Source organism: Paenibacillus amylolyticus (assembly GCF_047302515.1).
Lineage (GTDB): Bacteria > Bacillota > Bacilli > Paenibacillales > Paenibacillaceae > Paenibacillus > Paenibacillus amylolyticus_G.
Genome location: NZ_CP168019.1, coordinates 5311432 through 5337994, shown reverse-complemented (window position 1 = coordinate 5337994; position 26563 = coordinate 5311432). Strand labels below are relative to the sequence as shown.

Sequence of the window (26563 nt, the reverse complement as noted above, 5' to 3'; positions counted from 1 at the left end):
CAAATCCAACCTGACATCAGCCTATGTCGTTACCATATCGCCGCCATTTACATGAATGCATTCACCTGTGACGTAGGATGAATCGCGGGAAGCGAGATAAACGTAGGCTGCCGCCAGTTCGTAAGGCTGACCAGCTCGACCCATGGGTGTATCTGTTCCAAATACCTGTACATCCTCAGCGGAGAAACTGGCAGGGATGAGCGGTGTCCAGATGGGTCCCGGGGCGACGGAATTCACACGGATTCCCTGTGCAGCGAGTGATTGGGCGAGTACACGAGTCAGCGATACGACGGCTCCTTTGGTAGAAGAGTAGTCGATCAGTTGAGTGTTGCCTTTATATGCTGTAATGGAAGCCGTATTGATAATGGAGGCACCTCTGCACAGATGGGGGAGAGCGGCCTGAATCAGAAAGAAATAGGCGAACACATTGGTCTGAAAGGTGTGATACAGCTGTTCCTCTGTAATATCAACGATGCTTGGCTGCACATACTGTACGCCATGATTGTTGACCAGAATATCGATCTTCCCGTAGGTTTCCATGGTTGTGCGAATGACGGCTTCACAGTTTTTCTTTAAGCGGAGATCAATCTCGATTAAGAGACAGCGCTGTCCCAGTTCTTCGATCCGTTCACGAGTCCTTTCGGCATCTGTCCGTTCATATAGATAAGCAATGACGATATCCGCACCTTCCTTGGCAAAAGTGATGGCGGCCGCCCGGCCGATTCCACTGTCACCACCCGTAATAATGGCAACTTTACCTTGGAGTTTGCAGCTGCCGATATAGGCAGGATCTTCACTGATCGGTTCAGGCACCATCAGAGTTTCCAGACCGGGTTGCTGGTCCTGATGCTGGGGTGGAAATGCCAGCTTTTGCTCCTTGCATACCGTTTTCTCACCATAAAAAGGATAGACAGGATTCATTCGCTTTACATCCTCCTCGAACGTTCATTGATACGGATAACCTATGCATTCGCCCAGAAGAAGGTGCGAGGGGAGGTAGCAGAGCGGTTGTTTTTTGCACAAAATATACCATAATAAGGATAGATCCTTAAATCAATGGAGGTGTCAGGAGCCACATGAATATTCAAGGAATTAATCATTTGTGTTTTTCCGTATCCAATCTGGAGCGGGCCATTACCTTTTATGAGCAGGCTCTCGGTGCCCAAATTCAGGTGAAAGGACGCAAACTGGCTTATTTTGAGCTTGCTGGTCTGTGGATTGCCCTGAATCAGGAGGATGTTATTCGCAACTATACGGAACGAACCTATACCCATATTGCATTTACCGTTACAGAAGAGGAGTTCGACGAGTCTGTACAGCAGCTGCGAGCAGCGGGTGCTGACATTCTTCCCGGAAGGCCAAGAGATCGGCGGGATGCATTATCCGTTTATTTTACCGATCCGGATGGTCATCTGTTTGAACTGCATACAGGTACGATGAAGCAAAGGTTGGATTATTATCGCGAAGACAAAGCGCATATGACCTTTTATACGTGAGTTTCATGTGCAGATGGAGAAAATCTGGAATTATAACTCACATATCTATTGTCTAAACATTGGCATTACCTATAATATGGACAAATGGTACCTTAATTTACCAATGTTAAATTCGTTGGTTCAATTCCAAGGAGGTTTGTCATGATTCAGTTCCCTAAACCGGATGTCGAGCAATATTTTCAGACGTACCGTATTTCACATTTTGCCGTATCGGCAGACGAGAAACGTTTGTTCATGGACAGCAATCTGAACGGTCAGCCGAATATTTGGGCGATGGATTTGCCTGGAGGGTACCCGTATCCTTTAACGTACTTGAATCAGAGCAGTCAATTTATCAAAGCAGATCCGCAAGGACGTCATCTTCTTACCGCGTTTGATCGGGATGGAGATGAGAACTATCATCTATATGCACTTCCACCCGAGGGTGGTGTTCCACTGCCTGTGGTTCCGGCGGAACCGAATGATCGCTGTTATTTCGCTGAGTTGTCCGAGGATGGACAACGTCTCTATTATGTCACCAGCGCGGGTAATCCGAATTATCTGAATTCACGCCGCATTGATCTGGAGACAGGGGAAGATGAACTGTTATACAGTGGAGAAGAGGTTACAAGCAGCCTGGTGGCTGTAAGTCCTGACGAGAAGAGTTATGTCATTTTAAAAATGTACTCCAATACGTATCAGACGGCGCATCTGTATCGAAACAATGAAGAAATGGGGATTCTGCCAGCTTCAGAACGCCATAGTCAGGTATCCGATCTGATTTTTGCAGATGATAATCGTCTTCTGTTCATTACCAATGATGACTCCGCATACGCTTATGTGGCTGAGTACCGTATCGATACCCGTGAATTCCGTTTATTGTGCAAAATCGAAGGGGAAGATGTGGAGTTTATCCGCTGGCATCAGGCTTCCGAGACCTTATATTTCTGGACACTTACAGGGCCGGAGAATCGTATGTACGTATTGGGCAAAAATGCCGATGAGCCTCGGCGCATAGAGATGCCACTGGATACGATAGAGCAGGTGATCGTTACAAAGGCTGGCAATGTGTATATTCTCGGACGTGGAGCGATTCAACCGCATAACATCTATCGCAAAATAGCAGGTGCTGAGTCCTGGGAGCCGCTGACTGCCAATCGGGTAACCGGACTGGACCCAAGTGATCTCGTGTATCCTGACGTTATTCGGTATAACTCCTACGACGGACTGGAGATCGAAGCTCTCTTGTTCAAAGCAAAACCAGAGCAGGCCAATGGCTATACCGTATTTTGGCCTCATGGTGGGCCGCAAGCATCCGAAGCAAAGTTTTTTCGGCCGATGTTCCAGATGATGCTCGCTCAGGGCTATCATGTCTTTGCACCGAATTTCCGGGGCAGTACCGGATATGGTGCGGAATTCGTCAAATTGGTTGAGCGGGATTGGGGTGAGGGTCCAAGGCTGGACTGTGTTGCCGGCATCAACTGGTTGTTTGATCAGGGAATTACCTCGCCAGAGCGGTTGTTTGTGGTAGGTGGAAGTTATGGGGGATATATGACCCTGTTATTGGCAGGGCGCCATCCGGAGCTGTTCCGGGCTGCAGTCGATATATTTGGGCCAAGTAACCTGTTCACATTCCTGGAATCCGTACCGGAAGACTGGAAACCGATGATGGATAACTGGCTGGGTGATCCGGTCCGTGACCGCGAACGTTTAACGAAGGATTCACCGATTACGTATCTCGATCAGATGGTGAACCCAATGCTGGTCATTCAGGGTGCTAATGATCCAAGGGTCGTGAAGGCCGAATCCGATCAGATCGTGGCTGCGCTCCAGTCGAAGGGACTTGATGTGGAATACATCGTTCTGGATGATGAGGGTCATGGCTTCTCCAGGAAAACAAACGAGATTCTTGTGTACCGCCGGATGCTGGAGTTTTTGCAGAAACATCAGGAGTCACCCGTTGCACAAGCTTAAGTTGAGAGATTCCATCGTTGACTTAAATATAGTGAGATGAGGAAAACCGCCAAAGATCATGGATGATCTCTGGCGGTTTTATACGTGCGCCCGCATGTTGGGCGATATATATGGAACGATACATAAGTTAGTTTGGAAGGTCGCTATCCATTGAGCGACCTGTCCAAATCTACTAACTAATCTACTAATCCAGCAATGCGACAATCGAATTAATGGACTGCTGCGCCCACTGTGCAAAAGGCAGGTCGGCTGCCCACGTCACTTGTCCTGTCGCTTTGGCTTCGCCCCACCACAAGATACGTTGATAGAGCAGATGCATGCTGAGACGTGTGCGAAAGTGTTGGTATTTCTCCACATCTGCTGCACAGACCAGATCCCGGTAGCAGCGAAGGAACTGTGCGGCCAGCTCTGGCTGACCCTCACGGACATACCTGGTGGACATTTTGGTCAAGTCGGCTGTGCCGTCTCCGAAATAGGCCGTTGTAAAATCGAACAAACCACTAATCTGCCACCCTGAAGAACGGTCGTCCAGATTTTGAATCAGAATATTCTCGACCTTGAAATCTCCCATAACAAAACATGGAACAGCTCTGGAACGAAATGCCGGTTCAGCATTCTTGAATTGCTCGTCCACCCACTGAACATCTTCATCCGTAATCACCGAGTACTGTTCAGCATCATGTAACCAGTGACGAATGGTTCCGTACAACCAGTCCAGATAATCGCCTGCAAAGGAAACAATCTGCTGCGCTACAGGATCGTATTCCCCGGCATCAGGCACCTTCCAGCGGTGTAGTTCAGCCAAAGTATGGGCAAACATACAGGCGATCTCTTCCTGATCTTGCTGTGACAGTGAAGCCTGGAAAGCTGGATCATACAGGTGATTACCGGGCAGGCGCGGCATTATGGCATAACTCCAGCCTAGCAGATGGGTATCTTCATGTAATAAATATGGATCAGGGACAGGAATGGACGTATGTTTTGCCAGTTGTTCTACAAAGAACTTTTCTTCCTGTAACTGTCCTGCATATAAAGGGTTGCCTTTCAGAATATACTCTCCACGGGAAGAGCGAATGAGCAGTGTCTGACCCATAACACCTTTATCTGTTCGTCGATAATCTTCAAGGGTCCCCAGGTCAAGCTCATTCAGCGCATCCTGCAATGAAACTGCGGCCACTTCGCCAAGTTGATTGGAACCAAAATATATACGGGTTGTCATATGGCCGGACCCTCCTGGATTTTAGTCCTCATTCTCTTCATCAGACAGGTCATACGTACCCTCATCGACCAATCCGCGGATGAAAGCTTCAAAATTCGGCGCAAGATATGTAATCTCATAATCATTTTCCTGATCCACATGAACTACACAGGGTTCGCCTTCAGGACCACAGAAACGATAATCCAGCATAACAACATCATGACCAGCGGATGGACAATCACAGATCACAATCCCAAGGTCGGGGTATCCCCAATCCTCGATCATGAACCGACTTCCCAGCTCACCAGCGAGTGCGTATATTTTATCGTGTCCAATTCCCATAATGCTTGAAATGGCAATGTGATCCTCAGCCCAGGAAGTCGCTTCTTTGGTGGGAAATACAGTGAGCGCAGGGATGCCGCCGTTCTGCGTATTCATCAGTTGAATATAGGAAGCGGGCAGTTTGAAACCTAGTTCTTTCTCAATAGTCAAAATCTCTTCTTCATCAAAAGGTTCTGATACATGATTTTCCTGCGCATAATCACTCTGTACCCAGAACGTTGCGGGATTATAAGTCCCTGAAGCGGCTCGTAGATGGTTCTGTATACCGCTCTGCTCGAATGCGGCAAGCTCCTCTTCATGACGCTGGCGATCTCGACGCATCTTGTCCGCTTCGGGACGAACCTGACGAAGGAATTCCAAGGTAGATTCATCGTGCGGCAAGAGTTCGTCCGCTCTCTCAAAAGCCAAAAGTGCTTGTTCATAGTTGGCGATATAACAGTAGGCGTACCCCAAGCGGTATTGCCAGAGAGGGTCGCTTACCCCTTGCTCCTGGACAGACAACAAATGTTGAACGGCTTCGCGGTAACGTGCGTCATTGTTATAGGCTCTGGCGAGTTGACCAATCAGATCATAATCCCGCTCTGCGACGGGGATACCTTCAATAAGTTCAATAATGAGACTGAATTGGTCCTGCTCATGCCACAAGTTAATTTGTTCCAGCAGTTCTCTTTCCATGAATAGACCTCACTTCCGTAGGAGGGGTATGAATCTCTTTCAAAACTATCTTACAAGGTTAAGAGACAAAAAAACACTCCCGCATGCAGATAGCCATGAAGGCATTCTATCAAAGGGAGTGCTTTAATTTGTGTTTATTTATACCGGATATACTCAAGTAGTAGATACCCGATCAGAAGATTTTACAAATCGTCAAATCCATTATCGTCGCCAACTTTACCGTAGTTACGGGATTTGGCTTCGAAGAAGTCGGTTTTTGTTGCATTTAGTGCATCATCGGAGAATGGTTTGATCCAAGGCATGCAGTTTACATCTACACCTTCATATGCTTTTTCCATACCCATTAGACGCAGACGTTTGTTGGCGATGTACTTGATGTAATCTTCCAATTCGTTCAGGTCAATACCACGCACGTTGCTGAGTGTGTAATGTGCCCAGTTGGTTTCAAGCTCAACGGCACGATGGATTGTTGTGTATACGTATTCCATGTTCTCAGGTGTGTTCAGTTCAGGGAAGTCCACCAGCAACTGTTTGTACACTTCAGCGAAGAAGTAACAGTGTTGGTTTTCATCCCGCTGGATATACGAGATCATCTGGCTGGTTGCCATCATTTTCTGGTCACGGGCCAGATTGTAGAAGAAGGCAAACGTACTATAGAAGAAGATACCTTCGAGTACCAGATCGGCTACCATAGCTTGGAAGAACGTCTGTGGAGACGGCTCGTCACGGAATGTTTGGTAAATGTCTGCGATGAAACGGTTACGGTCAAGCAGGACTGGATCATGTTTCCAGTATTCAAAAATTTCCTTCTGCTCCCGATCAGATACGATCGAAGACAGGACGTAGGAGTACGATTGGTTATGAACGACTTCCTGTTGTCCGATAATGGCCGAGATCGCTTCGAGTGAAGAATCAGTAAAGTAACGTTTTACATCACCAACAAACATCGTCTGCATGGAATCAAGTACCGCGAGCAGGGAGATGTTGATTTTGAATGTACGTTGCTCTTCCTCGTCCAGTTGAGCAAACTGGGAAGCATCTTTGGACATTGGAATCTCGTCTGCGATCCAGTGGTTAAGTAGCAGTACTTTGTACAATTTGTACATATGAGGCATGCGAATGTCGTTCCAGTTCAGGATACCGGAGCATTCACCTTCAATAATACGGGTTGATTGGTTAGGGGCTTCGGTGTTGAAAATTTTCTGTACTTGCATTGTTCCGTTCACTCCTTGAAATTTCATAATGTTCTGCCGACAGAACTTTGGTAAATCATCTATATCAACATCTTGCGATGCTGTGATCGTGTTTTAGGCAAAAAAGAACCAGGGCAACGCCATTTTGCAATCAAAACAGGATGCCCTGGTGGTCACCTCGAATCTAGTAAATCTTCTCTATCATGGATAAAACGTAACTTGCGCAAAAATCAAGATTCTTCAATCGTTAATGCACGGCTACGAACATAATAAGTTGATTTCATGCCGGCTCTCCAGGCGTGCAGATGCAATTCCAGGAATTCTGTTGCTTTAATATCTGGTCGAACGTAGAAGTTGAAACTTTGTCCCTGATCGACGTGGCGCTGACGGGCAGCCGCCATATTAATGGAAGCATGTTGATCCACCTGGAACGCTGTTTGGTAATAAGGGCTTGTTTTTTCGGACAGATCCGGAGCCGGATTGGCAATTTTGTAAGTTGTTTTCTCTTCATAAGATAACAGCTCATAGAGCGGATCAATACTAGCCGTTGAACCGGCAATAATGGACGTGGAACCGTTAGGTGCAATGGCGAACAACCAGGCATTACGTACACCGTTTTGTCGTACTTCGGCTTGAAGTTCTTTCCACTGTTCGGTTGTCACGAACTCGCCTACGCGCTCACCTGATGTGTACTCGCGTTGGTCGAAGTAATGACCACTTTCCCAATCGGAACCTTTGAACTTCGGATAATGTCCTTTTTCTTTGGACAGCTCCATACTGGATTTCACGAGCAGGTAGTTAATTTTTTCATACAGATTATCGTTATACGTTACAGCTTCGTCAGACTCCCAATGAATGCCTTCGAGAGCAAGCAGGTGGTGAAGTCCAAACGTTCCCAGACCGACTGCGCGATATTGGCTGTTGGTATATTGGGCTTGCAGCACTTCAATGTTGTTAATGTCGATAACGTTGTCCAGCATGCGCACCTGAATTGGAACGAGGCGCTCCAATACATTATGAGGTATAGCACGTGCCAGATGGATGGAGTTCAGGTTGCAGACAACAAAGTCGCCAGGCACTTTGGAGATCACGATGCGAGTTTGTCCATCCTTGGTTACGAGTTCTTCCTTTTCAATCACAGTGGCAGACTGGTTCTGCATAATTTCGGTACACAGGTTGGAGGAGTATACCATACCGTGTGCACGGTTAGGGTTCGAGCGGTTAACCGTATCCCGGTAGAACATGTATGGCGTACCTGTCTCCAGTTGGGATTTCAGTACACGCTTCATGATGTCAATCGCCTGTACTGTAATCCGGGACAGCAGTGGGTGATTCACCGCTTCTTCGTATTTATCACGGAACGCACCTTCGCCAAAGGATTCATCATAGAAATCTTCCAGTCCGAGTGCACGACCATTCTCGTCCTTCCAGCCCATCACTTTCTTTGTTTCGTGCGGACAGAACAGGCTCCATTCGCCACGGGTGGATACCCGCTCCATGAACAAGTCAGGCAGACAGATGCCGTGGAATACGTCATGCGCACGCATACGCTCGTCGCCGTTGTTCAGCTTCAGATCGAGGAAGGCCAGAATGTCTTTGTGGAAAACGTCCAGGTACACGGCAATGGCACCTTTACGCGTACCGAGCTGGTCTACGCTGACCGCTGTATTATTCAGTTGGCGAATCCAAGGGATTACACCGGAACTTGTATTTTGGTGACCACGGATATCCGAACCACGAGCTCTGACTTTGCCGAGGTAAACGCCGATGCCACCACCCATTTTGCTCAGACGAGCTACATCTGTGTTGGAATCGAAGATACCTTCGAGTGAGTCGTCCACCGTATCAATGAAGCAGCTGGAAAGTTGACCGGCTACTTTTTTACCTGCATTGGACATCGTAGGAGTAGCTGCAGTCATGTACATGTTGCTCATTGCCCAGTATGCTTCCTTGACGAGATCCATACGTCTCTCGGCAGGCTCTTGGTGCATTAGGAACATGGCGATAACCATATAACGCTCTTGCGGCAATTCCATTACTTTTCCATCAAAATCGTGTGCGAGGTAACGTTCTGCCAGTGTGAGCAAGCCGATGTAATCGAAGAGCAGATCGTTGCGGTAGTCAATGCACTCAGCAAGTTCGTCGATCTGTTCTTTGGTGTAACATTCCAGTAATTCTTCGCGGTAGATACCTTTCTTCACGAGATCTACAAGAAGGGGATGGAATGCGCCATAAGGCTCGTCCGGGTAAGACTTGTATCTGCGGTTGGTAGCCGCTTTTTTGTACAGGGAAGTGAGCAGGGAGCGTGCCGCTGCAAATTTCCAATTAGGCTCCTCTTTGGTTACCAGTTCCAGTGCGCTCATGATAAAAGCGTTGCTGATTTCGTCTCCGGTAACTTCATCACGGCGGAGCTTGCTGTTTACCCCACGTACCAGACGTTCCTTGTCCAGCATTTCCAGTCCTTCCAGAGTACGGTCGGCATATACCGAGATGCGCATATCATCAAAGGCAAGCTGGCGGTTGTTCGGCTTGGTCACAACTTGTGGCATGAATATTCCTCGCTTTCGCATGTTTAAGAGATAAATTGGAGAAATTCTTTATATAAAGAATTGAGTGTTGTCTTACGGTGAGAAAAAGGTAAAGGTTGCTTTTGGCAGACTGAAACGGCGGTGACAAGTTCATGTCTTAAATCGCTCAACTTGAGGAGCACAAAACAGCACAATTCAGAACATGCTCATATAAAAAGCATTCTCCCCGCCTCGCGGCTGAAAATGCCCATGGATGCTCTCCTTACTGTCTTAGAGGTTCAGGATATCGACAGAAAAGGGTGCTTATGTAAGCTTTTGTCTATTGCAGATGTGCCTGTAGTTTGAGGATACCGGATGCAGTCCAAACAGCCCCGTTAACCTCTGTGTCAACTCTGTTTCGAGAAAGCGATTTACACCTACAGGGACGTGCCTTTGGAGGTGATTTCATCCTGTTTTTCGCGAGAATGCAGAAGGTGACTAATAGAAGCGGAGAAATCCAGTGTTACTACATTTTGTAGCTGTCAACATACTGTAACCCAACATATTGTGTTTGTAAAGTGGGCCGATACAGTAAAACGTAATTCCGAGTATACCATTTAAGCCAGGAATCCGCAAAGGAAAAGGACTGGAAGATTTGAAGATTTATCAAAAAAAATTTTTGAACAATTTGAATGACGTCATCACGTCAGTTTGAATTGTAACGCATTCAACTGGTAGAATAAAAATAGTCAAAAATCGACTAAAATCAGCGGCAGCGGTTGTTCACGGGGCCCAGAGGAGGCGGAGCAAAATGGCAATAGCAGAAGTGACTGTAATTCCAATCGGAACGGGTACAACCAGTCTAAGCAGTTATGTGGCGGACATGCAAAAGGTATTGGAACATCAACGGGGCATTACATATCAGTTAACTTCCATGAGCACCATTATTGAGGGACCGCTTAACGAGATCTTTACAGCAATTGCGGCTCTGCATGAAGCGCCGTTTTTGTCAGGAGCTCAGCGTGTTTCCACATCCGTCAAAATTGACGACCGTCGTGATAAACCGGATGCCTCAAGTATACAGAAGTTACAATCGGTTCAGGATAAACTGACGTCACTTCAGGCAAGACCTAATTAAAGGTTAGATTGTGTCTGTCTGTGTAATTACCGTGAATTTCTGACATCTATAAACTGAAAGACAAAAAGACCAGCTTAACGTTCATTAAGCTGGTCTTTTTGTATACTCATTTAACATTATAATTAATCTGCAACTACCAATGAGGCTCCAATCAAAGTGGCGTTGGTGTAACCACCGCCAACATTTTCAAAAGAGAAGTTGGTAATTGGAGCACCGATCACAGTAGCGTAATCACCGTCAAGCAGATCTCCGGTCATTGCAGGATATAACGCTATAATATCGTTTCCGTTCTCATCCATGACATGAACGACAGAGAAAGTTGCTCCGAGAGAGCTATCTTCTTCAACGGAAATGACTTCCCCGTTAACTTGTACGAAAGTATTGTAATAGTTGGCTACATTTTTATTCAGATGACGGGTCGTTACATTGGAGTCAACGAGCCCCTGTACCTTTTTGCTTAGTTCTGCCGTAATGGCAGGGAATACATCGTTATGTTTACCAAAGAAATCATAAGATGCCTGCTCCATAAAGGCTGTGTCTTCTGTAATGTACGGAGTTAACTCATTAAAGAAATCGGCAGCTGATGCTGTGGCAGATGAATTTCCAGTCGTTGCAGTTGGTGCTGTTTGCTCCAGAGAAGCAGTGATGCTTAGGGAATCAAGGATATCTTTGATCTCATCCTGATTATAAGTATCCTTGGCGTAGGTTAACGTCATGGTATAGAGTTCTGTATTGGTCGGAATCAGATACTGCACAAGGATAACATCTGTACCCGAGGAATGCTTATAGGCTCCTTCCAAGACACCAGCGCTATATTCTTTATAAGGCTTGTTTGTGTAGCTGGTTTTTTTATAATCGGAAATGCCGATGCTTGAACCGCTTTGTGTGTAATAATCCACTATATTATTGGCGTATTCTTCAGGATTAATTGAACCGGTTGAGCTGGCCTCAATCGTCAGATTCATATTATCTGCAAATGTGACTGATGAAGATTGGTCTGAAAAAGCAGCTTTAATGGATGGAGCATTCATTTGACTTGTATCTACGCTTTTCCAGGATTCAGGATATGCAAAAGAAAATCCTTCTCCACTATATGTAGTGTATTTCGTAGCTTTTGCTTCTGTTGAGACAGTTTCAGTTGCTTTGGATGCTTCGGACGCTTGGCTATTGGTTGTTGTGTTTGTTTCTGAATTACCACAAGCAGTAAGCAATGTGGTTAATGCCAAAATCGTAATAAGTTTCTTCATTATGTCTAATTTCTCCTAATGTGCTTCCCATCGGTTGGGATTTTTTCTAAGGTCATCATTCGTTTGGGATAATCTAGTTTAGGCGGTGAGCATAGAAACTCCTTTCTACTTTATTAGTAAAATAATAACATAAATAAAGATTCCAGTATTCATAATTACTAAAAAGGTAATTTATCTGTATTTAACAAGTTAGAAGCTAATAATATACCGTATTGGTATCCATTTTGAACGACAGTACATACATTTGGTTGATATAACCGTGGGATTTATTTATGACTTAAACATATTTGAACATAACATTCCGACTTAAAAACTAACCCTTTATGTAGGTGCAATTAACGAATAGTCGGTGGAAAAAAACAGCCCATTTTCGACCTGAGCCCGGTCCCATGTGTGATTGGTGCATATAGTGAACTGTACCTCAAATCAAAGGAGGGGTTTACATGAGTGGAGTAGTAGGTGGATACGGCGGCGCATGGACATCGACTGGCGCGATCTTGGTTCTCTTTATCTTGTTGGTCATCATCTCTAAAGCATTCTTGATCTAATAAACCGCTTGGACCCTAATATATTCGTAAAGGAGGGTTCTGTATGAGTGAAGTAGTCGGAGGCGCAGGATACGGCGGCTGGACATCGACTGGAGCAATCCTGGTTCTGTTCATTCTGCTCGTAATCATCACTAAATCTTTCTGGGTATAATATGGCGAGCTCTGCCGGGCAACCGGTGGAGTTTTTTTTCTAGAGGACAAGCATGGTGGAGAGCCAGGAAGATAAGATAGCTTGTGGTTGAACGGAAGAATTGGTGGGATTCAAGTAATGGAAGGACGGCGTATGCTTCGAAAATGGGGAAGGTACCTAATGGCTAAACGCCCATTTTGTCAAAATGAGGGCGATAGCCCGGTCCAGAGGTAGGCTGAATACATAGCTTAGGGGTGTAGGCAAATGTTAAGGAGGAATGAACAATGAGCGAAGTAAAACCGAATTCACCGAACGGACAGGGACACGTATACGGACATATGGGAGGTTATGAGCATATGCAAGGATACCAATACACAGGTCATGAAATGCATGGGTATGGATATGGTTGTGGAACAATGCCAATGGGATATGGCTATGGATACGGACACCATGCCAATCAGGCTCCAATGATGCACGGTTATCAACAGGGTTGTGGAGTATCCTATGGTCATGGCGGCGGAAGCTGGGGTTCCATGGGTACGATCCTCGTACTGTTCATCTTGCTGGTCATCATCTCCAAAACGATGTTTATCTAAGTCTTTGTGAGTGCAAGGAGACTTTGCTGATCGTGGATCGTTGCGATAGGTGCTCTAAATAAACTCCGAGTTTGAGTTCCATGTTGGGGCATAACGTACCTATGATTCAGAAAGGGACAGCGTAGGGTTTCATCCTGCGGTGTCCCTTTTTATTAGAATTAAGTGTTGGGATTACTATCTTTAACGAACTCCACAGACGCTATTCCATGCATTTTCGCCATTTCACAAGTTTAACGAATCGTAGACGTCTTATTATCTGAATCTGGGCATGTTTGGAGCCTATATTCATGAAGTGACATGGATTAACGTGGCTGAGATTCGTTAGATTTTACATAGCACAGAAATCCTCAATATAAGGTGTGCAGGATTCGTTAGCGTCTGGTGAGCGTAAACATTTGCTTTATAAGCCGGCGTTATTTGCACAATTGGAGAAGTAAGGAAGTAAGGAAGTAAGGAAGTAAGGAAGTAAGGAAGTAAGGAAGTAAGGAAGTAAGGAAGTAAGGAAGTAAGGAAGTAAGGAAATAAGGAAGTAAGTATCGAGGAGTGCAGTCAGTGGGAGAATGGAAAAGTTTTAAAAGCAGAGCCGAATATATCTGGTTAGTCTGATAAGTGAAAGGAAGACTTTTCTCAATGGTGGGGGGCCGATTGTCTGTAGATGTTGCTAAATTGGATATGTAGACATGGATAAACACCCGGAACCCAATTCCGGGTGCTTTGTGTATGTTTTCAATCTTCTCAAGAATAAGTGATATCCAAAACAACAAAAGCCCTACCTCTCTTTTGTCCTTGCGGCTCCGATGACCGCGCCAGTGTGAATGGGAACATCTTGTGAAACTCTGTACTACCGGGTTATTGTGATTCAGGTTCTTCAATCTTCATAGGTTAAATGTGCTTATAGTTCGCTGCGGTCGCAGCATGAAGAAAATATTCCGGGGTTTAAAGAAGACAGAAATCATATGAGGTTGTTTAATACAACTCTTATAGTATACCACAGCTTGTAATTTTCTGCAATAAAAAGGAAAGCGCGACCAGAGCAACATGTTTTCGGACTGTTTTTATGTTAGAAAGTGAAAGGTTAGTTTGAAAAGATACAGAAAATTTTTCAAACTATTTCTTCATAGGGGTAATCCTCTTCAAAAGATTCTACGTAGGTTATAATAAGAGGGAAGAAACAGAAAGGGGCCCTCGCATGACTGAATCGATGGAGGACAGCAGGTTAATGCGGCAGATTGCGGAACGTGATGCCTCCGCACTGGAGCTTTTATATGACCGTTATGAGCGAGTGGTGTATTCTTTTGCCTACCGGATCGTTGGTGATCCCATGACGGCAGAAGAGACCGTTCAGGAACTTTTTATGCGGGTCTGGAATAATGCTGAACGTTACGATGCCTCACAGGGGAAGCTGACCACATGGATGTTTGCGATCACGCGTAACATTGCAGTGGACATGCTGAGGCGGAAATCAAAAGGGGCAGCGACTACTTCAGTTGAACACGAGACACTGGCGGCCTATGCCGATGAACATACAAACACGGAAGAAGAAGTGCAGCGCAAATGGGAAGGTACCCGGATTAAAGAGGCGTTGTCCCAATTGAACGGTGATCAGCAACAAGTTATAGAATCGATTTATTATGCGGGATTAACCCAGCAGGAAGTATCCAGCCGATTCGGGATTCCGCTGGGTACAGTAAAGAGCCGTGTCAGGCTTGCCATGCGACAGCTCCAAAAGTTGCTGGCCGATGCTGAATTGCATCCGGACGCGGGAAGGGAGGGCATACATCCATGATAGAACGACATGAGGAGTGGTCTGATCTGGCACCGATGTATGTGCTGGGCGGACTGGAAGCAGAGGAAGTGGCGGCGTTTGAAGCGCATATGGCAACTTGCGAACCTTGCCGCCAGGAGGTAAGGGAATTGCAGGAAGTGACTGGCTTCCTGCCACTTGCGGCGGAACCTGCAGCACCGCCGCCAGGCATGCGAGCACGTGTGCTGGGCAACGTGCTCGGACATGGGCAGGAGAGCGCCGAGGCGAAGCCAGCGGCTACTCTTGCAGAGCCTGAAGCACCCGTGGTGCTTCAGGAGGATCTTGCGCCGCAGCACAAACGTGCGGCGCAGCCCGGGCCAGGCTTGCCGCCGATAACGGCGGTGCCTGCGGCCCGGGTGGAAGAGGCTGCCCAGGCACAGCCATGGCAGCCACAAGCGCGCGCGCGTACGCGCAGCAGCAGCGCCTGGCGCATAGCCAGTGCCGGCCTTGCGGCCGCGGCACTGTTGCTGGGCGTGTACACGGCGCAGCTGCAGAGCAAGATCGACTCGCTGACGCAGCAAGCGGCAGGCTCGTCGGCTACGCAAGAGCAGCTCGTGCAGGCACAGGCGCAGAATGCACAGCTGCAAGAGCAGCTGGCATCAGCTCTGAAGCCTGCACAGGGCATGCAGACTGGCGAGGCAGTGAAGCTGAATCCTGCAACGCAGGACATTGTAGCTCAGGGTCTCGCAACCATCGTTATTGACAGCAAAGGCACTCACCTGGTTGTGCAGGCTGAGAACCTGCCGAACCTGGAAGGCAACGAGGCTTTTCAGGTCTGGTTGATCAAAGGAGATACCCCTCAGAATGCGGGTACTTTCCTTAGTCGTGACGGAACGGGAGCAGTATACTACACATTGGATTCGGCCAACGACTATGATACGGTTGCCATCACGCTTGAACCGGATGCAATGGGAGATGAGCCGCGCGGTACAATGATTCTGGCTGCCAAGATTAAAGGATAAATATAGGATATATCACCAAAGGCTGCTCCGTCGTGGAGCAGCCTTTTTGTGTTTTCCAGTTCTGGCGCCCACCCATTGAATTTTATTAATTTTTTTAGTCGGAGCAACCGATAAACAAATAGAAGGCAATACCCTTAATCTCCCTGTGTCTCAAGGGAGAACTTGTTGCACATAGAGAGTGAGGGGTTCAGTTGGAAGCATACCGTTCATTTATCTTTCGCCTGATACGCAATTATCTGATCGGTTCATTGGCAGCTGTTTTTGTTGTCGGTACAGTAGTTATGGTATCTACTCTGCAAATACCCAATATTCAATTTGTTCGGCTCCTCTTCATTGTACTGATTTCACTCTTGTTCATGCTGGTTGCAGAATTAATTACGCTGTGGGTACAGCTTGGCCCCATAAGACAATTTTTCACTTCCGAGCATCACGAGAGAGACGAATTGAACCACATGTATGAGAAAATTCATCGTTTCCCGGGACAGACCATATATCGGATCATGGGTCCACACATGCTTGGTTTCTCACTTCCGGCAGCCGGATTAACAATATGGATGATATCCACAGGGTGGCTTGAATTTCCTTACTTCTATATTGTCGTGGCCGCTGCGTGTGCCTTTTTGATTGCCATCATGCATGCGCTGATTGAGTATTACCTAACGGTGCGGGCGATTAGACCCCTGTTACTTGAGATTCGACATCGAGGCAAAGTCCAATATGGGATGGAACCTTCACTGGGAGGGCGCATCCTGGTATCGATCCAGCGTAAATTTCAGCTAAGTACGGCACTGATTGGATTATTTCCTCTATTTCTATTTTTCCTGGCTACATATATCAGACTTCAGTATATGGACAGTGAATTTGCGAAAGAGTACATACTGTGGGGAATTCTCATCGTTGTTCTGGGCGCGGGGTTTGCGCTGGTGGGAAGCTGGCTGTTGATTCGTGATGTTCGTGATCCAGTTGCTGAACTGACACATGAGATGAACCGAATTCAGGGGGGAGATCTTGGCAGACGAGCTCCGGATCTATATGCGGATGAGTTTTCGGCACTGATCTCTGGCTTTAATATGATGATTAATCGGCTGGAGATGAGACAGGAGCGCAATCGACAGCTGTTGCAAAGTTATTTTTCTACACTGGCTGCTGCTTTAGACGCCCGAGATAAGTACACGGCAGGACATTCCATGCGTGTGGCAGAGTATTCGCTGATGATTGGTAAGCTGAGCGGAATGAATGAGGAACAGGCGGATTTATTGTACAAATCAGCCCTGCTTCATGATATCGGGAAAATCGGCATACCTGATGAGGTACTGCTGAAGGATGGAAAACTAAGCGATGAAGAATTCGCGATTATTCGCACACATCCCGTGCAGGGAGAGAGTATTTTGTTACAGATAGAGCCTATTGATGCCATGGCCGACTTTCTGCCAGGTGTACGATCTCACCATGAGAGATATGATGGCAAAGGATACCCGGATGGGATGGCTGGTGATGATATTCCCCTTTTTGGCCGCATCATTGCGGTAGCGGATGCCTTTGATGCCATGACGTCTGATCGACCCTATCGGAATGGAATGAGTCACGAGAAAGCGCTAACGATTTTGGAAGAAGGAAAAGGGACCCAATGGGACCCCTATTTTGCAGGTTTGTTTATTGATGAATGGAGACGACAACAGCATCTTCAGAAACCATCGAAGTGAGGGATCAGCTGATTCCCTCGGTCCACTTCGATTCTTTTCTGCGTCTCCGGTGAAGAGCGAGGCCTGTTATGATGGTGAGAACACATTCGCCGAGTATGACTGCACCCAAGGCGTCATAGATCACATGTTGTTTGATCATTAGCGTGGATACTATAATAGTTGCTGCCCCGGCGGCCACCAAAATTTTGATGGGTTTGCGGATGCTTGGAACTGAGAGAACAGCACGCATAACCAGATAAGAGTGAAGAGAATGAATACTTGGAAAACAATTATAAGGACGATCCTGGCTATAGAGCCATCCGAGAACAGATGCTCCCAGGCCTGTACCCGTCAGTTCTGGGCGCGGTACCATGGTCTGAAAGTTGAAGTAGATCAGATAACATATCCAGACACAGATATTCATGGATAACAAGACACGGTAATACGTCAGGCGATCCTTGGCACACAGGTAAGCGAGCACACCGAATACAAACGGGTACCAGCCCAAATATGGAATGGACATGCCAGGCACGTAGGGAATGATCCGGTCGAGCGGCGAATCAAGCACTACGAACCCGCGTTCTGGACTATTAAGAATATCATAGAAGAGCCCCATGACGGCCAAAGACAGCATCAAACTCAATGACAGCCAATAGGATTTGCTTTTTAACAATTGCACAACATCTTTCTCCTTTCATTCATGCTCCGGAGGAACATGACCCCAGCAAATAACTAATTCAAATTTAAACAACAATATATTCTACTACGACCAGAGCACAAATTGAATCCTGATTTGTGTATTTTTGTGTATTTTTTTGACGAAGAAGGAATGCCGAAGCTTCAATGGGCATGATATGATAGAGACACATACGGACGAAGGTAATTTGGCCAGTAAAGTCGGTTCAACAGGAGTGAGTGAATGCAATTTTCAAAAATGTTCGTATTGAATATGGGGATGCTTATTACCATTGCATATCTTGCTAGTGTGTTCTATAAATATGTCGTAATACGTACCTCTTCCCGAGTGAAGCAGGTCAGTTCCGTGCTTGTCCTTATTTTTGCAGGTTGGATCAGTACGGTTTTTGGGTTTCAACTCACCGATGAAGTGGTCTTTGATCTTCGATATGTTCCTTTAATTGTGGCCGTTCTAACGTATAGACAACCCTATAGCGTAATTATCGTGGGTATTGGAATTGGGCTGTCGAGGCTGACTTTTGGCATCACGGATGCTACATTGGCGGCAGTACTTAACATGTCTATTTTGGGCGTGATATGTGCAGGTCTGAATATATGGATGAGACGCAGCAACTACCGGCTGATTATTAAAGGAATCCTTGTTACAGTTATCGTCAATGTGGTCAATAGTGTAAACATTGCTATCGTTGGTGTGATCCCGGCTACATACTTTTTTTCACATATTATGCCTTATACACTCCCTACAGGCATTCTATTAAGCCTTATTTTTGCATTTATTTTACGTGATTTTCAGAATGAACAGAATCGAATTTTGCTGATCCAGAGTACAAACCGGCTATTGTCTGTGCAAAAGGAAGAGTTACAGAAAGCCCAGATTGTACTGGAGGATCGAGCGAAACAATTGATGATTGCCTCACAGTACAAATCCGAATTTCTCGCCAATATGTCCCATGAACTGCGTACACCACTGAACAGTGTCATTAACTTTGCCCAGATGATCAGCGAGAATGCCGACACGATGGATCAGGAGGATATTGTACGTTTTGCCAATATGATCGACCACTCCGGGCAGGAACTGCTCACGCTCATTAACGATATTCTGGATCTTTCCAAAGTAGAAGCGGGGCGGCTGGATATTGTACTCGAGGATATCAGTGTCGCACAACTTACAGAAGATGCCATGAGCCACTTTCAGCTCGGTGCCGAGAAAAAGGGAATTCAGTTGGTTCTGGACAAAAAACAGGGACTGCCCGAGACGCTCTGGTCTGATCCCCAGCGGGTTCAACAGATTTTGCGGAATCTGATGTCCAATGCCATTAAGTTCACTCACCGAGGGAAGGTCACGCTGACCGTAAGCACCAAGCAGATTAAGAATGCAGGTATTCAAAATCGATGGCTTATTTTCTCCGTTCAGGACACAGGTATTGGGATTTCTGAGGACAAGCATCATTCCATATTTGAAGCATTTCAGCAGGCTGACGGGTCGATTAGTCGAAAATTTGGCGGTACCGGACTAGGCCTGTCGATCAGTCGGGATTTAGCGAGATTACTAGGGGGATCGATTGAACTGGAGAGCACTGAAGGTAAAGGAAGCACCTTCCATCTCTATCTCCCGTTGGACCGTGAAAAAATGAGTTGACAACCTTCGCGCCGTGAGTAGAATTTGGGATGACAACTAGCATCGACCGGCTTTTGAGACCCGGTCTAAGGAGTGTATCCCCATACAGAAGACGGTCAACGTTAACCCTCCCCCGTTAGCAAGCAAACCACGGCGCAAGGGTTCGACACAACGCACGAATTTATCGATTGCAACATGGGAGGGTGTACCGGCAATTATTTTACAGACCTTGCTGGGAGGCCCATTTTTAACCGGATTTCTGCTGTACCTTGGGGCCGGGTCGAGACATATCGGCTTTGTGCTCGCGATTACGACGTTTGTGAACATTGCCCAGATCGGAGCAGCTTACTGGATGCAGCGTATTCGCAGCCGTAAACGCATGCTGCTGTTATTTGTGGGCACACATCGTATCTTGTGGAGTGCAACGGGACTGATCCCGTTTATATTCCCCAAAGAGTGGTGGGTAAGCGTATATATTGGCGTGTATACGGTTGCTTTTATATCCAATACCATCGGCGGTATGATCTGGACTTCACTGATTGGCGATATCGTACCTGCTAAGGTGAGAGGGCGTTATTTTGGAATTCGAAATACGATTCTGAATGCTCTTGGAAGCGTATGCTTATTCGCAGGCGGTATTGTTTTGGACCGTTACCCTGGAGAAATGGGCTTTCTGATCCTGTTTATTCCGGTGTGGATCTGTGCCATTGCCAATACAGTCATCTATTTCTTCTATCCGGACGTTCCCTTTGAACGTTCTACCGAAAAGGTTTTCTGGCGTATGTTCATCAAGCCGTTCCAGGATCGTTCTTTCCTGAAAGCAACGCTGTTCCTGGCTTCATGGTTATTGATCCAGACCTTGATTGTTCCGCTTTATTCCTATGTGATGTTGGATCTATTGAACATCAATTATCAGACGGTATCCCTGATCACGGTAGTCCAGACGCTGGTTATGATGGCCGGTTTCTATGTCTGGGGCAATCTGAATGCCAGATTCAGCAACAAAACCCTCCTATTTTGGACATTGCCAGTCATTGCACTCTCCTGTTTGTCGTGGGGGTTAATGTCGTTCATGCCCGTATTGATCGCACTATTTCTATCTCATATCTTCCTTGGGATCGGTGTAGGTGGATTCAATCAGCTGGCATTTAACTTTACGATCGGGGATACACCGAAAAGTGAAAGACCGATGTTTGTCGCGGTGTATTCGGCTCTGACCGGAGTAACTTCGTTTCTTGGGCCGTTGTTGGGTGGCTGGTTGTATGAAAAGATGGAAACTTGGTCCGATGCGCTGGCCTGGATCTCAGCCTATGGATTTCAGGTTGGTGTTGGTGTTGTGATGCTGATTCTGACATTTACCCTTGGACGTCGTGTACTGTTAAAATAGAAACGATATAATTTCAACTAATGAATATTTACACTGGCACTTCGATGACAGAACAACCTTGTAAATGTTTAAATTGATCATATGTATCTGGTATGACTTCAAAAAAAGTTGGCGAAGTGGAGGGATGTAATTGAATCGTCTCGAACGGAAAGCCATGGTGATTGGAGCCACCGGGCTTGTAGGCGAATTACTGGTTCATAATCTGCTGGAGCACTCGGCATACAGCTTGGTTCGGGTTCTGGTTAGACGTCCGCTTGAGCTGCAACATCCCAAACTGGAACAGCATGTGGTGGACTGGGGAAATCTGGAGAGCCAAGACCACTTATTCGATGGAATCGATGACCTGTACTGTTGTTTGGGTACAACGATCAAAAAAGCAGGCAGTCAGGACAATTTCCGTCAGGTGGATTATCATTACCCGGTTCGTGCAGCTACGATTGCGAAGCAACATGGTGTATCACAGATGCTGGTGATCTCCTCCATGGGAGCGAGTGCAGGTTCCCGTGTCTTTTACAGTCGGACCAAAGGGGAAATGGAGGATGCGTTGTCCGATATCGGTTTTCCGTCATTGCATATCTTCCGCCCTTCCTTAATTCTGGGAGATCGAAACGAGAAGCGGTTTGGTGAGCAGATGGCTGCCTATGCCATGAAGTTTCTGGATCGCTGGATGAAAGGCAGAGCGGACAAATACCGGGCGGTCCACGCCGCAACCATTGCACAGGCCATGACCAATATTGCGATGGTGCAAACCAAGGGAAACCATGTGTATCCGAATGATGTAATTCATGTCCTTGGTGTGGACGGGGGCTAAGAAACCTTTGAACGAGCTGTTTACTTCATGTGGCAAGTGAGGAGCGTTTCTCGCTTGAGGTAGATCGTGGTATAATAGGCAACAAAAATGAGTTCGAACCCTGACTCCATACGGCAGCAGGATAACGAACACAAAGGAGAACTCGTCCATGAAAAAACCAATCTCTACCGATCAGGCGCCAGGCGCCATTGGTCCATACAGTCAAGCCGTTGATGCAGGCGATTTCATCTACACTTCCGGACAGCTTGGTCTGAATCCTCAAACGGGAGAGTTCGGCGCAGATGTACAGGAGCAGACACGTCTGTCTTTGAGCAATGTGAAGGCTATCCTTGAAGCAGCAGGTACAAGTATGGATAAAATCGTGAAAACGACGGTGTTCCTGAAAGACATGAACGATTTTGTTCCTGTGAATGAAGTGTATAGCACGTTCTTTGAACAGCCGTATCCTGCACGCAGTGCAGTAGAAGTTGCTCGTTTGCCAAAAGATGCACTGGTGGAGATTGAAGTTATTGCCCTGAAATAGGACAACCTTATTCGTTCTTTTATACATAAACAGCCGATTTCAGGTCGAAGACCAGAATCGGCTGTTTTCGTTACGTTTTTTCGTTATATTTAAGCGTTATATATGATGGAAACTACTCAATCGCGATCCTGATTCCGGGCGAAGAACAGCCATACCGCATAGATGGCCAGTACGATCGCAATGATGATTGCCGTATAATATACGGAAGTGACATCCTTTTGTTTAAGTGCAATGGCGATATACGCCCATGTAAATACAAGTGGGTATATGCTATCGCGATAACGGAAGCTAACGAGAACAGCTAGCACCATACCGACAATCAGCATGATGATCGTCCAGGTCGGTTCGCTGATACCAAAACCATCCCAGCCTATTTTATATAATAGTACCGCTGCATTGACAATCGTTGCCACGCTAATCCATCCAAGATAGATGCTGAATGGCAGCTTCACAAGCCAGATCTCAGCAGTGGTTGGCACAGTAATGGTACGTGTTTTTACATACAGCATGATCAGGCACAACAGAAGCAGTACAATAATCAGTAAAGCGAGACCGGTCTGCAAGTTTTGAAAAGCAAAAATCCAGGCTACGTTGAAAGCGCAGCTTGCCAGGAACCAATACCCGAGACGGGTAATCGAATCCCTTTTCCAGGAAGCGGGCACGAACTGATAGATCACAAATCCTGCCAGCAGCAAGTAGATCAAACCCCATATAGAGAAGGCATAGCCAGAAGGTGTGAGTAGCACAGGATACATATCCGATACTTCTTTATTGGTCTTGCCCCCGATCGGCAGAGCGTTGGAGAGGTAGTTCACGATAATTACAGCGATAAAACCAATGGCGTTTAACCACTTGTACGGATTGTTACGTGACATTGTGTTTCCTCCTTGGTTTGACGAATGAATGAACCACGGGTCAGTCTACAATGAATATACCCAGTTCTTGCACATTCTAATAACAGCCGCAAAAAATTCACAAGTTGATCCTTCAGATCCTTGTGCTCTGCCGCTATGTTGGAACGGCACTCTGTCCCAATGTACGCGAAACGAAGCAGAAATATGTCCATGCCCACGATGTCCCAATAGAAGAGGAGGAAGAGAATGCTCACAAGAGAAACGATGGAGAAACAGCAGACTTGGTCGTACATAGTTGCACTGTTCGTAGGAGCAGCGATAGGGCTGAGTAATCCGGCATGGGGGAATGTTTTACACTACACCGTTTCTCCGGTTCTTGCTGTTCTGTTATACAGCATGTTTGTACAGATTCCCTTTCTACAGTTAAAAGAGTCCTGGTCCAACCTTCGATTTATGGTGGCGCTACTGGTGGCTAATTTTATTGTTGTACCTGTAGTTGTATGGTTGCTCACACTTGTCTTTCCGCAATCACCAGGCGTTTTGATCGGAGTCTATCTGGTACTGTTAACACCCTGTATTGATTACGTCATTGTGTTCACACAACTCGGCAGGGGCAATGAGAAACTGATGCTCGCCGCAACACCTCTTTTATTTGTTATACAAATGATCCTGTTGCCGTTTTATTTATGGTTATTGATGGGTACCGAGGTAGCGCAGATCATGCAGGTAGGGCCGTTTGTGGAGGCTTTTCTGTTCCTGATCGTTATTCCACTGTTGCTTGCTGTCGTTACACAGGTTCTCTCCAGAGGTAAAGTGAGCGGAGAGCGGGTCATGAATGCGACGGCATGGCTCCCGGTTCCGATGATGGCACTAGCGCTGATCGTGGTTGTCGCTTCCCAGATTGGCAAAGTCTACAATGATATGGCAATTATCGTGGACGTGATCCCGATCTACATTGCTTTTCTGATCATTATGCCTTGGATATCTCGGCTTATTGCTACTTGGTTTGGATTGAATCCAGGCGCTGGGCGGGCGTTAATTTTCAGTTCAGCCACACGGAATTCGCTGGTCGTTCTGCCGCTAGCGCTGGCACTCCCGCCAGAATGGGCAACTATAGCTGCGGCAGTCATCGTTACACAGACGATAGTGGAGCTTGCAGGGGAGCTAATCTACATTCGACTTGTACCTGCGGTGATTTTGCGGGATCGGTGAGCGGACTAGGACGTATCTATGTTATGATATATTACGATTAATAAAACCATTTTTGGTAAATAAAAGGGGAGGTGAGAATCCCTATTTATCGGAAGATTATGTTCTACCTGGATATTGTCCTATTACTGTTCAGCCTCATCTATTTCCCCGTAGTAGCTCATAAGACAGGAAATAATATGGCTTATGGGTTTATGGCTGTAATTTTAATAGGTACAATCTCTCGGATCGTATCCTATCTTAGAAAAGAAAGAGTCAACAAATCGTCATGATATAGCCTATTTCTGTAAAAGTAAAATCAAAAAGAGTACTTCCGATGGGTCATGCCGGGAGTACTCTTTTTGATTCGGACCAGGTAACTCGTTACGTACCAGCCTCCAATAATGTTTTACGATATTCCGCTGGCGTGATGCCCTCCATTTTTTTGAACACTTTGCTGAAATACTTTTCATCCTGGAATCCAACCATCTCGGAGATTTTGGCGACTCGCAGGGAAGGATTTTGCAGTAACAGCTTGGCGTTGTTGATCCGCAGTTTGCCCAGATATTCCGACCAGTTCAGACCAAATTGCTGTTTGAATTTACGGGAGATATACTCCCGGCTCAGATAGAAACGTGCGGCAATCTGTTGTAAGGACAGGTCCTCCTGATAATGGGCGTCCATATAACGTGCAATCTCACTCATGGGATCAGGATTGGCGTGGTGATGAGTGGTGAGTGCCTTTCCTGCGGCAAGCAGTCGTTGTTCCAATAATGAACGAAGCAGGGGGAAGGATAACAGTCCTTCAGCGTCCAAAGGTAACTCGGCAAAGGGAATAGACTGTTCCTCCGTCACTTCTTCCTCATGGAATGACGAACCTGCCGTATCATCAAGCCAGCGGCTCAGCATCCATTCCAGCTCGTCGATCCATTGCTGGATCTGCTCAGCACTGACAACCTCAAGATCAGTAATCGGGTCAAGCCACTCGGCGACCGCAGCAGATACAATGGAAGCCCGGCAACTCATGGCTGCCATACGCAGGGGTTCTTCATGGGCGGTTAAACGCCTGATTTTATTCCCATTTGATGATTCCACTGAGGTATGGATTCGCTGTTTAATTTGCACAGCATTACGTCGCCACAACCTTGAACTTGCTTCCAGATAGGCAGCTGCGATTCCGCCAGGGTAAGACTCACAGATGGAGATTCCAAAATGAAGCCGGCGCTGAATCGTTTGCTCCAATCCCTGATTGACCTTGTCCAGAATATGTTCCAATGAAGTGGATGGACCCCAATGCAGCAGAACAATCTCGTCCGGTTGATCCAACTGGCGAAACATTACACCTTCGTCTGGTGTAGATAACATCTCGGCACAGATATTGAGTACCGAGAACACAAGCAGGTCCGGTTGACTGCGGTATTTTGCCAGACAATCTGCATCCAGATGGGACAGACTGGTGACAGCGACACTACAGACAGGGATTAGACAGGGGAGATTTAACTCATCCTGCAATCGCTGCATGTGTGAAGGGCTGCTGCCTCTTCCGACGGCAAGTTCGGTGAGCAGACGATCCTGGTAGTGGGGGCGCATTCGATTAACAACAATGGATTGCCTGGTGGATTGTATCCGAATGGCGTCTTCCTCTTCCCAAGCTGTAACGGCCTGTAATAGAGATGCATTCAGCTCATCTGCTTCCACAGGTTTCAGGAGGTAGTCCATGCCACCATGCCTGATTGCATGCCTCACAAGTTCAAAATCATCATATCCGCTGATAACCAGCACCTTGCTGTGCGGGGTATGAGCCGATATCCATTCAAGCAATGCCATACCGTCCTTGCCCGGCATACGCATGTCACTAAGAATGATTTGAGGTTGATGTGCCGTGATGGCGGCAATGGCTTCATCCCCGTCTGCTGCTTCAAGTAATGTATCAATACCAAACTCTTTCCAATGACCAAGCAACCTTATGGCATCGCGGACATGTTTTTCATCATCTACAAGCAGTGCCTTCATGT

At 46.6% G+C, this 26563-nt stretch carries 23 protein-coding genes; 14 read left to right on the top strand and 9 right to left on the bottom strand.

Features of this window, described 5'->3' with window-relative positions; genetic code table 11:
* Positions 1-21 precede the first annotated feature (21 nt).
* The gene (locus tag ACDJ59_RS23245; RefSeq protein WP_413406117.1) at positions 22-921 is read right to left on the bottom strand and encodes a glucose 1-dehydrogenase; all 900 of its coding nucleotides are present in this window, start codon (positions 919-921) and stop codon (positions 22-24) included.
* A gap of 155 nt (positions 922-1076) precedes the next feature.
* Between ACDJ59_RS23245 and fosB the strand changes: the two genes are divergently transcribed.
* Both fosB and ACDJ59_RS23235 read left to right on the top strand, forming a co-directional pair.
* Positions 1077-1496 (top strand): metallothiol transferase FosB, encoded by a 420-nt coding sequence (gene fosB, locus ACDJ59_RS23240; protein ID WP_413406115.1) that lies wholly within the window; start codon positions 1077-1079, stop codon positions 1494-1496.
* A gap of 141 nt (positions 1497-1637) precedes the next feature.
* Positions 1638-3449, top strand: coding sequence for a S9 family peptidase (locus tag ACDJ59_RS23235; RefSeq protein WP_413406113.1), 1812 nt, complete (start codon positions 1638-1640; stop codon positions 3447-3449).
* Between the two features lie 184 nt (positions 3450-3633).
* Here ACDJ59_RS23235 and ACDJ59_RS23230 read toward each other — a convergent pair whose 3' ends face one another.
* The 4 genes from ACDJ59_RS23230 to ACDJ59_RS23215 form a co-directional block, all read right to left on the bottom strand.
* Complete coding sequence (locus ACDJ59_RS23230) at positions 3634-4668, bottom strand: phosphotransferase family protein (RefSeq protein ID WP_413406111.1); 1035 nt, start codon at positions 4666-4668, stop codon at positions 3634-3636.
* A gap of 21 nt (positions 4669-4689) precedes the next feature.
* A complete protein-coding gene (locus ACDJ59_RS23225; protein WP_413406109.1) occupies positions 4690-5664 on the bottom strand; it encodes an SMI1/KNR4 family protein in 975 nt (324 codons plus the stop codon).
* A gap of 182 nt (positions 5665-5846) precedes the next feature.
* On the bottom strand, positions 5847-6878 hold the full coding sequence (locus ACDJ59_RS23220; protein ID WP_413406107.1) for a ribonucleotide-diphosphate reductase subunit beta: 1032 nt from the start codon (positions 6876-6878) through the stop codon (positions 5847-5849).
* 209 nt (positions 6879-7087) lie between these two features.
* Positions 7088-9406 (bottom strand): ribonucleoside-diphosphate reductase subunit alpha, encoded by a 2319-nt coding sequence (locus tag ACDJ59_RS23215; protein WP_074093315.1) that lies wholly within the window; start codon positions 9404-9406, stop codon positions 7088-7090.
* A 769-nt stretch (positions 9407-10175) separates the two neighbouring features.
* On the opposite strand from ACDJ59_RS23215, the gene ACDJ59_RS23210 reads away from it, so the two are divergent.
* Positions 10176-10502 carry an MTH1187 family thiamine-binding protein gene (locus ACDJ59_RS23210; RefSeq protein WP_017690882.1) on the top strand — a complete coding sequence of 109 codons (327 nt, stop codon included), beginning with the start codon at positions 10176-10178 and terminating at the stop codon, positions 10500-10502.
* Between the two features lie 122 nt (positions 10503-10624).
* Here ACDJ59_RS23210 and ACDJ59_RS23205 read toward each other — a convergent pair whose 3' ends face one another.
* Complete coding sequence (locus ACDJ59_RS23205) at positions 10625-11749, bottom strand: PsbP-related protein (protein ID WP_413406105.1); 1125 nt, start codon at positions 11747-11749, stop codon at positions 10625-10627.
* 443 nt (positions 11750-12192) lie between these two features.
* On the opposite strand from ACDJ59_RS23205, the gene ACDJ59_RS23200 reads away from it, so the two are divergent.
* The 6 genes from ACDJ59_RS23200 to ACDJ59_RS23175 all read left to right on the top strand — a co-directional run bounded on the left by ACDJ59_RS23200 (position 12193) and on the right by ACDJ59_RS23175 (position 17492).
* Positions 12193-12297: a hypothetical protein gene (locus tag ACDJ59_RS23200; protein WP_017690880.1), complete on the top strand. Its 105-nt coding sequence runs from the start codon at positions 12193-12195 to the stop codon at positions 12295-12297.
* A 43-nt stretch (positions 12298-12340) separates the two neighbouring features.
* On the top strand, positions 12341-12448 hold the full coding sequence (locus ACDJ59_RS23195) for a YjcZ family sporulation protein (RefSeq protein ID WP_221825910.1): 108 nt from the start codon (positions 12341-12343) through the stop codon (positions 12446-12448).
* Between the two features lie 263 nt (positions 12449-12711).
* A complete protein-coding gene (locus ACDJ59_RS23190) occupies positions 12712-13023 on the top strand; it encodes a hypothetical protein (protein WP_017690878.1) in 312 nt (103 codons plus the stop codon).
* A gap of 1189 nt (positions 13024-14212) precedes the next feature.
* Positions 14213-14809, top strand: a complete 597-nt coding sequence (locus ACDJ59_RS23185; protein ID WP_413406102.1) for an RNA polymerase sigma factor — start codon at positions 14213-14215, stop codon at positions 14807-14809.
* Entirely contained in the window at positions 14806-15789 is a 984-nt protein-coding gene (locus tag ACDJ59_RS23180) for an anti-sigma factor (protein ID WP_413406100.1), read from the top strand. The genes ACDJ59_RS23185 and ACDJ59_RS23180 overlap by 4 nt, the downstream gene beginning before the upstream one ends.
* A 191-nt stretch (positions 15790-15980) precedes the next feature.
* Positions 15981-17492, top strand: coding sequence for an HD domain-containing phosphohydrolase (locus ACDJ59_RS23175; protein WP_413406098.1), 1512 nt, complete (start codon positions 15981-15983; stop codon positions 17490-17492).
* Between the two features lie 4 nt (positions 17493-17496).
* Here the strand turns inward: ACDJ59_RS23175 and ACDJ59_RS23170 are convergent, their stop codons facing one another.
* A complete protein-coding gene (locus ACDJ59_RS23170; protein ID WP_036607365.1) occupies positions 17497-18150 on the bottom strand; it encodes a phosphatase PAP2 family protein in 654 nt (217 codons plus the stop codon).
* 240 nt (positions 18151-18390) lie between these two features.
* Between ACDJ59_RS23170 and ACDJ59_RS23165 the strand changes: the two genes are divergently transcribed.
* The 4 genes from ACDJ59_RS23165 (at position 18391) to ACDJ59_RS23150 (ending at position 22506) form a co-directional block, all read left to right on the top strand.
* A complete protein-coding gene (locus tag ACDJ59_RS23165; protein ID WP_413406096.1) occupies positions 18391-19806 on the top strand; it encodes a sensor histidine kinase in 1416 nt (471 codons plus the stop codon).
* Positions 19807-20014: 208 nt separating this feature from the next.
* Positions 20015-21172 (top strand): MFS transporter, encoded by a 1158-nt coding sequence (locus tag ACDJ59_RS23160; protein ID WP_341005982.1) that lies wholly within the window; start codon positions 20015-20017, stop codon positions 21170-21172.
* 130 nt (positions 21173-21302) lie between these two features.
* Positions 21303-21983, top strand: a complete 681-nt coding sequence (locus tag ACDJ59_RS23155) for an oxidoreductase (protein WP_413406094.1) — start codon at positions 21303-21305, stop codon at positions 21981-21983.
* Positions 21984-22131: 148 nt separating this feature from the next.
* Positions 22132-22506: a RidA family protein gene (locus tag ACDJ59_RS23150; protein ID WP_017690870.1), complete on the top strand. Its 375-nt coding sequence runs from the start codon at positions 22132-22134 to the stop codon at positions 22504-22506.
* 116 nt (positions 22507-22622) lie between these two features.
* Here the strand turns inward: ACDJ59_RS23150 and ACDJ59_RS23145 are convergent, their stop codons facing one another.
* Entirely contained in the window at positions 22623-23381 is a 759-nt protein-coding gene (locus ACDJ59_RS23145; RefSeq protein ID WP_017690869.1) for a tryptophan-rich sensory protein, read from the bottom strand.
* Between the two features lie 225 nt (positions 23382-23606).
* On the opposite strand from ACDJ59_RS23145, the gene ACDJ59_RS23140 reads away from it, so the two are divergent.
* Positions 23607-24572, top strand: a complete 966-nt coding sequence (locus tag ACDJ59_RS23140) for an arsenic resistance protein (protein ID WP_413406091.1) — start codon at positions 23607-23609, stop codon at positions 24570-24572.
* A 360-nt stretch (positions 24573-24932) separates the two neighbouring features.
* Here ACDJ59_RS23140 and ACDJ59_RS23135 read toward each other — a convergent pair whose 3' ends face one another.
* Entirely contained in the window at positions 24933-26561 is a 1629-nt protein-coding gene (locus ACDJ59_RS23135; protein ID WP_413406089.1) for a response regulator transcription factor, read from the bottom strand.
* Positions 26562-26563: the final 2 nt, after the last annotated feature.